General features: G+C 66.7%; 10 protein-coding genes. 7 read left to right on the top strand and 3 right to left on the bottom strand.

What is annotated here, in order from left to right; all coding sequences use genetic code 11:
* From cbiE to LDO54_RS38380, 5 genes are all read left to right on the top strand, one after another.
* Positions 1-1,168: precorrin-6y C5,15-methyltransferase (decarboxylating) subunit CbiE (gene cbiE, locus LDO54_RS38400; RefSeq protein ID WP_436975783.1), on the top strand; the 1,168-nt coding region annotated here is incomplete at its 5' end.
* On the top strand, positions 1,165-1,974 hold the full coding sequence (locus LDO54_RS38395; protein ID WP_224018317.1) for a cobalt-precorrin-6A reductase: 810 nt from the start codon (positions 1,165-1,167) through the stop codon (positions 1,972-1,974). The genes cbiE and LDO54_RS38395, both read left to right, overlap by 4 nt.
* Positions 1,971-2,702 (top strand): precorrin-4 C(11)-methyltransferase, encoded by a 732-nt coding sequence (cobM, locus tag LDO54_RS38390; protein ID WP_224018315.1) that lies wholly within the window; start codon positions 1,971-1,973, stop codon positions 2,700-2,702. The genes LDO54_RS38395 and cobM overlap by 4 nt, the downstream gene beginning before the upstream one ends.
* Before the next feature lie 121 nt (positions 2,703-2,823).
* Positions 2,824-3,177 carry a type II toxin-antitoxin system PrlF family antitoxin gene (locus LDO54_RS38385; RefSeq protein WP_224018313.1) on the top strand — a complete coding sequence of 118 codons (354 nt, stop codon included), beginning with the start codon at positions 2,824-2,826 and terminating at the stop codon, positions 3,175-3,177.
* On the top strand, positions 3,174-3,683 hold the full coding sequence (locus LDO54_RS38380) for a type II toxin-antitoxin system YhaV family toxin (RefSeq protein ID WP_224018311.1): 510 nt from the start codon (positions 3,174-3,176) through the stop codon (positions 3,681-3,683). Before LDO54_RS38385 ends, LDO54_RS38380 begins: the two co-directional genes overlap by 4 nt.
* Positions 3,684-3,739: 56 nt before the next feature.
* On the opposite strand, the gene LDO54_RS38375 is transcribed toward LDO54_RS38380, so the two are convergent.
* On the bottom strand, positions 3,740-5,215 hold the full coding sequence (locus tag LDO54_RS38375) for a sodium:solute symporter family protein (protein ID WP_224018310.1): 1,476 nt from the start codon (positions 5,213-5,215) through the stop codon (positions 3,740-3,742).
* Positions 5,212-5,439, bottom strand: a complete 228-nt coding sequence (locus LDO54_RS38370; protein WP_224018308.1) for a DUF3311 domain-containing protein — start codon at positions 5,437-5,439, stop codon at positions 5,212-5,214. The genes LDO54_RS38375 and LDO54_RS38370 overlap by 4 nt, the downstream gene beginning before the upstream one ends.
* 270 nt (positions 5,440-5,709) lie before the next feature.
* Here LDO54_RS38370 and LDO54_RS38365 point away from each other — a divergent pair, with 270 nt between their 5' ends.
* Together LDO54_RS38365 and LDO54_RS38360 are read left to right on the top strand one after the other, a co-directional pair.
* Entirely contained in the window at positions 5,710-6,387 is a 678-nt protein-coding gene (locus tag LDO54_RS38365) for a MarC family protein (protein WP_224018306.1), read from the top strand.
* 95 nt (positions 6,388-6,482) lie between these two features.
* Positions 6,483-7,316 carry a class II glutamine amidotransferase gene (locus LDO54_RS38360; RefSeq protein ID WP_224018304.1) on the top strand — a complete coding sequence of 278 codons (834 nt, stop codon included), beginning with the start codon at positions 6,483-6,485 and terminating at the stop codon, positions 7,314-7,316.
* A 28-nt stretch (positions 7,317-7,344) separates the two neighbouring features.
* Here LDO54_RS38360 and LDO54_RS38355 read toward each other — a convergent pair whose 3' ends face one another.
* Positions 7,345-9,381 carry a PAS domain-containing hybrid sensor histidine kinase/response regulator gene (locus LDO54_RS38355; protein ID WP_224018302.1) on the bottom strand — a complete coding sequence of 679 codons (2,037 nt, stop codon included), beginning with the start codon at positions 9,379-9,381 and terminating at the stop codon, positions 7,345-7,347.
* Positions 9,382-9,499: the final 118 nt, after the last annotated feature.

The raw sequence follows: 9,499 nt of genomic DNA, 5'->3' as shown, positions 1-9,499 counted from the left end.
GCGCGCGCTGTTCGAGGCGGATGTCGTGACGGGCGGCGAGCGTCATCTCGCGATGCTGCCGGCGCGCGTGGGCGCGCGTCGCGAGGCCTGGCCGCAGCCGTTCAGCGTCGCGCCGCTGCTGGCGCTGCGTGGGTCTCATAGTGACGGTCACGGGCGCGTGTGCGTGCTCGCGAGCGGCGATCCGATGTGCTTCGGCGTGGGCGCGACGCTCGCGCGTCATGTGCCGATCGACGAGATGGACGTGCTGCCCGCGCCCTCGTCGCTGTCGCTGGCGGCGGCGCGGCTCGGCTGGGCCTTGCAGGACGTGGCGGCGGTATCGCTCGTCGGCCGTCCGCTCGACGCGCTGCGCCGCCATTTGTTCACGCGCTCGCGCGTGCTCGCCTTGAGCGCCGATGGCCGCACGCCCGCCGCGCTCGCCGCGCTGCTCGTTGCGCAGGGTTTCGGCGCGACGTGTCTGACCGTGTTCGAGCATCTGGGCGGTGCGCTCGAACGCCGCATCGAAGGCCGCGCCGATGCGTGGCAAGTCGAGGAAAGCGCAGCGCTCAATCTGGTCGCGTTCGAATGCGAAGCGGATGACGTCGATGGCACGCGCGCGGCGCAGTCCTGGACGCTCACGCCCGGCCTGCCCGACGACGCCTTCCTGCACGACGGCCAGCTCACCAAGCGCGACGTGCGCGCGCTCACGCTCGCGCGCCTCGCGCCGACGCCGGGCGCGCTGCTCTGGGACGTGGGCGCGGGCAGCGGCTCGATCGGCATCGAATGGATGCGCGCGCATGCCGCTTGCCGCGCGATCGCGATCGAAGCGAACGCCGAGCGCCAGCGCTTCATCGAGCACAACCGCAACACGCTGGGCGTGCCCGCGCTGCAACTCGTCGCGGGCCGCGCGCCCGATGCGCTCGCGGGCCTCGCCGCGCCGGATGCCGTGTTCATCGGCGGCGGCGTGACGGTGCCGGGCGTGCTCGACACCTGTTGGGAACGGCTCGCGCCGGGCGGGCGTCTCGTCGCCAACGCCGTGACGGTGCAGAGCGAGGCGGCGCTCGTCGCGTGGCGCGCGCAGCACGGCGGCACGCTCACGCGCATCGGCATCGGCGAGGCCGAACCGCTCGGGCGTTTCGATACCTGGCGCCAGGCGCTGCCCGTCACGCTCTACGACGTGCGCAAGCCATGAACGCGCGCGCGCCTCGTATTGTTTTGCTCGGCGGGACAGGCGACGCGCTGCGCATCGCGCGCACGCTCGCGCCCGGGCACGTCTACAGCCTCGCGGGTTTGGGCCGCGTGCCCGCCGATCTCGCGTGCGCCGTGCGCGTGGGCGGCTTCGGCGGCGCGCCAGGACTCGCGCGTTATCTCGCCGACGAACAGATCGCGCTCGTGCTCGACGCCACGCATCCTTACGCGGCGCGCATCAGCGCGAACGCGGCGCAGGCCTGCGCGGACGCGCGCGTGCCGTACTGGGCGCTGCGCCGCGCGCCGTGGCAGCCGCAAGCGGGCGACGACTGGCGCGCCGTGGAGGGCTGGAGCGGCGTGATCGACGCGCTCGCCAGGTTTGCGCGCCCGCTGTTCACGCTCGGCCGCGAACCGCTCGCCCATCTCGACGAAATCCCCGCGCATCAACACTGGACGATCCGCTGTCTCGACGCGCATCCCGGCCACGCGAGCGCCGAGGTGATCGACGCGCGCGGACCGTTCACGCCCGAAGGCGAGCGCGCGCTGTTCGAGGCGGGGCGCTTCGACGTGATCGTCAGCAAGAACAGCGGCGGGGCGGCCACCGAAGCGAAGCTCGCCGTCGCGCGCGAACGCGGCCTGCCGGTGGTGATGATGCGGCGTCCGGCGCTGCCGCCCGCGCAGCGCGAATTCGACGCGCCGCAGGAAGCCATCGACGCGATCCGTGCTTTCGTTTCTCCGCTATCTCCGCTATCTCCGCTATCTCCGCTATCTCCGCTTTCTCCGATTAACCAGCAGGATTTCAACGCATGACCGTCTACTTTATCGGCGCGGGTCCGGGCGATCCCGAACTGATCACCGTGAAGGGCCAGCGCCTCGTGCGCACGTGCCCCGTGATTCTCTACGCGGGTTCACTCGTGCCGCCCGCCGTGCTCGACGGCCATCGCGCGCAGCAGGTCGTGGACACCGCGCCGCTCACGCTCGACGAGATCGTGGCGCTGCTCGACGCGGCGCATCGCGCGGGCCACGACGTCGCGCGCGTGCATTCGGGCGATCCGTCGCTGTATGGCGCGATCGGCGAACAGATCCGTCGTTTGCGGGAACTCGGGATTCCTTATGAAATCGTGCCGGGCGTAACTGCGACAGCGGCGTGCGCCGCGACGCTCGGCAGCGAACTCACGCTGCCCGGCATTTCGCAGACGCTGATTCTCACGCGCTACGCGACCAAAACGACGATGCCCGAAGGCGAGGCGCTCGGCGATCTCGCGCGTCATCGCGCGACGATGGCGATTCATCTGGGCGTGCGGCATATTGCGCGGATCGTCGAGGAACTGCGTCCGCATTACGGCGACGATTGTCCGGTGGCTGTGGTTTATCGCGCGAGCTGGCCCGATGAGGAGCGCGTGACGGGGACGCTCGCGGATATCGTCGAGAAAGTGCAGGCCACCGATATCGAGCGCACGGCGCTGATTCTGGTTGGGCGCGTGCTGGGCGCGGAAGGGTTCTCGGATTCGAAGCTGTATGGGGCGGGGAAGCGGTAAGGCACGCATTTCGTCTCGTGTTCGTTGGTCTTTGACCGGCGACAATGCATTTGCATTGCCTTGACAATGCGACTGCATTACCATTGCAGACAGTGACGAACTGAAGCAATGGGAGTCGATCATGGCCTCTTCTTTTGTGAGCGACGCGGACCTCGTGGTCGAAGCGGAATCTTCGCTGACCGACCGCTACCAGACCACGGTGCCCGAGCCGATCCGGCGAGCGCTGAAACTCGGCAAGCGCGACAAGATTCATTACAGGGTCAAAGCCTCGGGCGAGGTCGTGATGGAGCGCGCGGCGTCCGAGGACGAAGAAGATCCCGCGTTCGCGCCGTTTCTCGATTTCCTCGCGCGCGAGATCCAGCATCGGCCGGAATCTCTGCGCTCGTTTCCGCCGGCTTATGTGGCGCGCGTCCAGGCGTTGACGCAAGGCGTCGAGATCGATCTCGACGCGGCGCTTTCGCCGGATGACGAATGACCGCCGCGCCGGAGCAAACGCCCATCCTCGTGGTCAATGGATGGGCGATCTTCGCTCACCCATGCTTTCTCGATCAGCTCGAATCGCTGATTGAGGAAGTGGAATCGCTCAAACGCAAGCTGCCGGAAGAATACGTCAGGAAAAATGCCGCGAAACGGCTCGCGGCTATCGCGAAGCTCGCATGGGAACTGATCCCCGGCGATCCCGAGAAGCCGGAATACCGGCAGGGCGACACCTTGGGCGATGGCCGCAAGCACTGGTTCCGCGCGAAATTTTTCCAGCAATATCGATTGTTTTTTCGTTTTCACAAGCCGAGCCGCACCCTCATCCTCGGCTGGGTTAACGACGACGAGACCAAACGCGCCTATGGTTCGGCGAGCGATGCGTACCGCGTATTCGGCAAGATGCTCGACCGCAAGCGGCCGCCCGACGATTGGGATACGTTGCTGGCCGAAGCCCGCGCCGCAATGTCGAGGCTGACGAAAGCGGCGGGGTCCGCGAAGTGAGCAAAATGAAAAAGGCCGTCTTGTAACGGCCTTTTTCGCGTCTGACGTTCAGGTCGTCAATGCGCCCCCGCAGGCTCATGATCCGCATGCGTGCGCGGCTGCGTCACCACGCTCACGGCGGCGAGCACGACGATATTCACGCCGAGCGCCAGAAAGCCGATATTGATGTCCTTGAGCGCATCGGGCGCGAACGGGATCAGTTGCGCAACGCTCACGTGCATCAGCGTGGTCAGCGCGACCACCAGCGCGCCCGCGAGAATCCCGCAGAACGCGCCCTGTTTCGTCACGCGATTGCGCGGCGCGAGGCTGCACACCAGCGCGGGAAACAGCTGCGTCACGAAGTTATAGCCCATCAGCAGCAGCGCCACGATCGTATCGCCGCCCTTGAGCGTGAAGCCCACGGCCACCAGCGCGATCACCGGCACGAACATGCGCGCGAGCTGCGTGACGCGTGCGTCGTCGGCGCTTTTCATCATCGCGCCGCGATAGACGTCGTTGGCGAGCAGCGTCGATGCCGTGGTCAGAATCATCGAGCCCGGCACGAGCGCGGTGAGCACGCCCGCCGCGCCGATCACGCCCACGAACCACGGATCGAAGGTTTGCAGCGAGAGGCGGAACAGCGAGAGATCGATGTCGCCGCCCTTGAGGCCCGGCACCTTGAGCACGGCCGCGAATCCGCAGAAGAACACGAACAGCAGGATCAGCTGATACAGCGGCAGGATCATCGCGTTGCGGCGAAAAATGCGGTCGTCCTTCGCGGTGTAAACCGAGCCGAACGTATGCGGCCACATGAAAAAGCCGAGCGCCGTGAGCAGCACCGTCGACTGGAACCACGTCACGCTCTGGCCCTTCGCCGGGAAGGTGAGGAAGCCGGGTTTGGCGGCGTCGATGGCGCGGAACATGTCGCCGAGGCTGCCGTAATGATGGATCGGCAAATAGATGCCGAGGAACACGGCGATGGCGAGAATCATCGTGTCCTTCACGACCGAATTCCACGCGCAGCCGCGCACGCCCGAGACGATCACGTAGGCCGTCACCACGGCCGCGCCGATCCAGATCGCCGCCGTCGACGAAATCGCGCCGTACGAGGCCGTCGTCACGATGATGCCGAGCCCCTTCAGTTGCAGCACGAGATAGGGCACCAGCGCGAGCACACCCACGCACGCGACCAGCACGCCGAGCGCGGGGCTGTTGTATTTGCGCGCGAAGAAGTGCGGCTGCGAGACGAGGCGATGCTGCTTCGCGAAGCGCCAGATCGGCGGCAGCATCCAGTACGAGAGGATGTACGCGAGCGTCGCGTAAGCGAGGATGTAATAGACCGGCGCGCCCTTGCCGTACGCGAAGCCGCTGCCGCCGAGAAACGTGAAGGTGGTGTAGATCTCGCCCGCCATCAGCAGGAACACGAACGCGGTGCCGAAGCTGCGTCCGCCCACCGACCACTGTTCGAGACTCATGTCGTGGCCGCGCCGCGCGCGCATGCCCAGCACGAGCGCCACGACCGTGATGGCCGCGATGATGACGAGCGCGCTCATGATCGCACCTCGCGTCGCAGGTCGGATTCGCCGTCCTGGGCGAGCCGGTTCGACGGATCGAGCCGGTAGACGATCGCCATGATCACCGAGGTCAGCACGACCCACATGACGATCCACGCCAGCACGAGCGGCATGCCGAGCACGAGCGGCTCGGTATGGTTCACGAACGGCACGCCCAGCAGAATGCCGATGAAAGGCAGGGCGGCAAGCAACCTCAGTGACATGGCGACTCCTTTGGAAGAAGGCAAACGTTGCGTCCGGGTGCGGTCCCGCCACTCTATGCCTGCGAATTTGCCCCGTAAAGCCGCCAAAAATCCCCGATTTATCGTTTGCGATGCGCATGGCTTGTGCCCGCCGTTGCTGCGTCGCGTCAAGCGCGCCGGACTTCAGGCGACGCCCGGGCGCACGATCCGGCACCGTCGGGACACGCCGCGCACCGCTTTGGGTACACTGCTCGCAGCCTGGCCCTCGTGGGGCCTTACCGGATCGCCTTTATGATCGAGAGCCTCATTTCAGACATCCTGTTCGGGTTCACCGGACTGATCAGCATCATCAACCCGATCGGCATCGCGTTCGTCTTTCTCGACCGCACCTCGACGCTCACCGACGAGGAGCGCCGCCTGCTCGCCAAACGCGTCGCGACCAACGCGTGTTTCGTGCTGCTCGCGGCCTTTTTCGTCGGCACGCCGATCCTGCACTTCTTCGGCATTTCGATGGAGGCGCTGCGGATCGGCGGCGGGCTCGCGGTGGCCGTGAGCGGCTGGCAGATGCTCAACGCGCCCGAACCCGAGCCGCCCGTGGCGAACGATCCGGCCATCAAGCCCGTGAGCGCGTGGTCGGCGACCGGCAAGGCTTTCTTTCCGCTGACGATTCCGCTCACCACCGGTCCCGGCTCGATCGCCACGGCCATCGCGCTGAACGCGAACCGCACGCACAAGCTGTCGGCGTGGCTGCTGTCGAGCATCGCGTCGGTGGCGATCTCGGTGCTCGTGATGCTCGTGATCTATTACGTCTACAGCCGCGCCGCGCGCCTCGCGCATTACCTCGGCGTGGAGGGCACGCGCGTGGCGATGCGCGTGTCGTCGTTCCTGTTGCTGTGTATCGGCGTGCAGATCATACTCACCGGGCTGACGGGCTTTCTCACGCCGATCGCCGGTCTTCACGCGAACTGATCCGCCTGGGTGAGCCTGGCCGTTCGCAACACGTCGGCAACACGCCCGCATCACGTCCGCATCGCCTCGACTTCGCCGGATGAAGGAGTGCAATCATGTGCCGCTGGCTCGCCTACACGGGCAACCCCGTGCCGCTCGAAACCATGCTGTTTCGCGCGCGCCATTCGCTGATCGACCAGAGTCTGCATTCGAAGCTCGGCGCCACCACGACCAATGGCGACGGCTTCGGGCTCGGCTGGTATCAGCGTCCCGACGACATTCCGTATCGTTACCGCAGCGTGCATCCGGCCTGGAACGACCGCAATCTGCGCGAGCTTGCGCGGGCCGTGAGCGCGCCGATGTTCATCGCGCACGTGCGGGCCGCCACGCATACGCCCGTGCAGGAAACCAATTGCCATCCGTTCCGGCACCGGCGCTGGATGTTCGCGCATAACGGGCTGATCGAGAGTTTTCCGCTGGTGCGGCGCGAGTTGCTGGTCGCGATCGATCCGGGCCGTTTCAACGCGCTCGAAGGCTCGACCGATTCGGAGGCGATGTTTTATCTGGCGATGACCTTCGGCCTCGAACTCGATCCCGTGCTCGCGCTCGAGCGCATGGCGGGTTTCGTCGAGGCGACGGCGAAGGCGCACGGTATCGAGCAGGCGCTGAACATGACCGTCTGTGCGAGCGACGGCGAGCAGATCGTGGCCGTGCGCTATTCGAGCGAGCGCAATTCGCGTTCGCTGTTTCATAGCAACTCGTTCAAGCATCTGCGCGAGTTGTATCCAGACGATCCGCGTATCGATGCCGTTGGGGAGGACGCCTATCTGCTCGTGTCCGAGCCGATCGTCGATTTGCCGGGCGTGTGGTCCGAAGTGCCGGAATCGACCGCGATCGTGGTGCGCGGCGCGCAGATCGAGTATCGCGATTTCGTGCCGAAAATGCCCTGAAACAAGGGCTGAAATCGCCGTCGCGGCTTCAGCTCGACGAAGACGACGAGGATGAAGGCGGAGTGAGCGGCGATAGTGGTGTGAGCGGTGCCAGCGCGGCGCGGCGCACGGCGGCGCGCGCGAGCACTTCGTCGAACAGCGAGGCATCGACGGGCTTGACCAGATGCATCTCGAAGCCCGCCGCGCGCGTGAGTTCGATGTCGGCGGCCTGGCCGAAACCGGTCATCGCGGCGAACAGCGTATGCGCGAGCGGCGCGTGCGCGCGCAGGAAGCGCAGCGCGGCATAACCGTCGATCTCCGGCATGGCGATGTCGATCAGCGCGGCGTCGGGCGTGAAGTCGCTCACGCATTCGCGCGCCTGGGTCGCGCTATAGGCCACGCGCACGTCGTGGCCCTTCAATTCCAGCAGCATCGCGAGGCTGTCGGCGGAATCGCGGTTGTCGTCGACCACGAGCACGCGCAGCGGCGCGGCGGCGTCCTGCGCGCTCGCGATCGGCTCGACCGTGCTGATCAGGCCGTCGCCGAGCGGATTCGCACCGCTCATGGCCTGCGCGCTCGCGCGCGACAGCGGCAGGCGGATCGTGAACGTGCTGCCGGTGCCGGGGCCCGCGCTCGTCGCCGAAATCGTGCCGCCGTGCAGTTCGATGAGCGAGCGGCACAGCATCAGGCCGATGCCGAGTCCGTTCTCGCTCGGTCCTGGCATCGAGCGGTCCTGGCTGAAGAGGCCGAAGATCGATTCGAAGGTTTCGGGCCGCAGGCCGCGCCCTTCGTCGCGCACCTGGATCTGCACCGTGCGGCCCGCGCGATGCGTGTCGATCACGATGCGGCTCTCGTCGGGCGAGAATTTCGAGGCGTTGTGCAGCAGGTTTTGCAGCACCTGCACGAGACGCGTGTGATCGCCGGTCATGATCAGCGGCGCGTCGGGCATCTTGACCTCGACCTGCTGGCGACGCGCCGCCGTGAAGGGCCGCGCGGCATCGACGGCGTGCTTCATGACTTCGCAGAGATCGAGCGGCGCCTCGCGCAATTCGATCTTGCCGGAGGTGATGCGGCCCACGTCGAGCAGATCGTCGACGAGCCGCGTGAGATGCACGATCTGCCGGTCGATCAGATCGCGCGCCTGTTCGATTTCGGGGCTCGCCTGCATCAGCCGCATCGTGGCGATGGCGTTGCGCACCGGCGCGAGCGGATTGCGCAGCTCGTGCGCGAGCATCGCGAGGAACTGCTTCATCTGCTCGCTCGAATGTTCTAGCTCGTCGGTGCGGCGGCTTTCTGTCATGTCGCGCGTGACCTTGGCGAAGCCGGTCAGGCGTCCGTGCATGTCGTGAATCGCCGTGAGCGTGACGTTGGCCCAGAACATCGAGCCGTCCTTGCGCACGCGCCAGCCTTCGTTGGTGCAGCGGCCCAGCTCGGCGGCGCGGCGCAGCTCGCGCTCGGGCGCGCCGGCGGCGGCTTCTTCGGGCGGATAGAACACGGAAAAATGCTGGCCGACGATTTCGGCGGGACGATAGCCCTTGAGATTGGTCGCGCCGCTGTTCCAGCTCACCACGCGGCCCTGCGGATCGAGCATGAAGATCGCGTAGTCGCTGACGCTTTCGACCAGCAGGCGGAAGCGTTCCTCGGACAGGCGCAGCGCCTCGACCTGGCGGCGCTCGGCCGTGAGGTCGCGCGTGACCTTGGCGAAACCGGCGAGCGAGCCGTCCTGTTCGCGCAGCGCCGTGATCACGACGTTGGCCCAGAACATCGAGCCGTCCTTGCGCACGCGCCAGCCTTCGTCGTTGAAGCGGCCGTGCAGCGCGGCCTGTTCGAGTTCGTGCTCGGGCCAGCGGCGGCCGTTGGCTTCGTCGGTGTAGAAACGCGAGAAATGCTGACCGATGATTTCGTGGGCCGCGTAACCCTTGATGCGCGCCGCGCCGTTATTCCAGCTCACGACATAGCCGCGCGGGTCGAGCAGGAAGATCGCGTAATCCTCGATCGGCTGCACGAGCGCTTCGAAGCGGCGTCCGCTATGGCCTTCAGCTGCGAGGCCGGTGTCGGGTTGCAGGGCGGGGCCGGACGTCGTCATGGTCCTTGTAGTCGCGTTGAGGTCTCTCAGGTGATCAGGGCGCGCAAGACGCGCGCCTGGCGCGGTCCGGCGTCCCTTCGCCGGGGCGCCGCTGTCCGGGCGCAGCTTACCACGCACG

It is taken from the genome of Paraburkholderia tropica (assembly GCF_914484835.1).
Lineage (GTDB): Bacteria > Pseudomonadota > Gammaproteobacteria > Burkholderiales > Burkholderiaceae > Paraburkholderia > Paraburkholderia tropica_A.
The sequence above is the reverse complement of the archived record's forward strand: the minus strand, read 5'-3'. Positions and strand labels throughout refer to the sequence as shown.

Bases quoted from the DNA above. Each gene is read 5' to 3' on its own strand.
- LDO54_RS38395 (WP_224018317.1), top strand. From the start codon at position 1,165: ATGAACGCGCGCGCGCCTCGTATTGTTTTGCTCGGCGGGACAGGCGAC.
- LDO54_RS38365 (WP_224018306.1), top strand. From the start codon at position 5,710: ATGATCGAGAGCCTCATTTCAGACATCCTGTTCGGGTTCACCGGACTG.
- LDO54_RS38380 (WP_224018311.1), top strand. From the start codon at position 3,174: ATGACCGCCGCGCCGGAGCAAACGCCCATCCTCGTGGTCAATGGATGG.
- LDO54_RS38375 (WP_224018310.1), bottom strand. From the start codon at position 5,215: ATGAGCGCGCTCGTCATCATCGCGGCCATCACGGTCGTGGCGCTCGTG.
- LDO54_RS38360 (WP_224018304.1), top strand. From the start codon at position 6,483: ATGTGCCGCTGGCTCGCCTACACGGGCAACCCCGTGCCGCTCGAAACC.
- LDO54_RS38385 (WP_224018313.1), top strand. From the start codon at position 2,824: ATGGCCTCTTCTTTTGTGAGCGACGCGGACCTCGTGGTCGAAGCGGAA.
- LDO54_RS38370 (WP_224018308.1), bottom strand. From the start codon at position 5,439: ATGTCACTGAGGTTGCTTGCCGCCCTGCCTTTCATCGGCATTCTGCTG.
- LDO54_RS38355 (WP_224018302.1), bottom strand. From the start codon at position 9,381: ATGACGACGTCCGGCCCCGCCCTGCAACCCGACACCGGCCTCGCAGCT.
- cobM (WP_224018315.1), top strand. From the start codon at position 1,971: ATGACCGTCTACTTTATCGGCGCGGGTCCGGGCGATCCCGAACTGATC.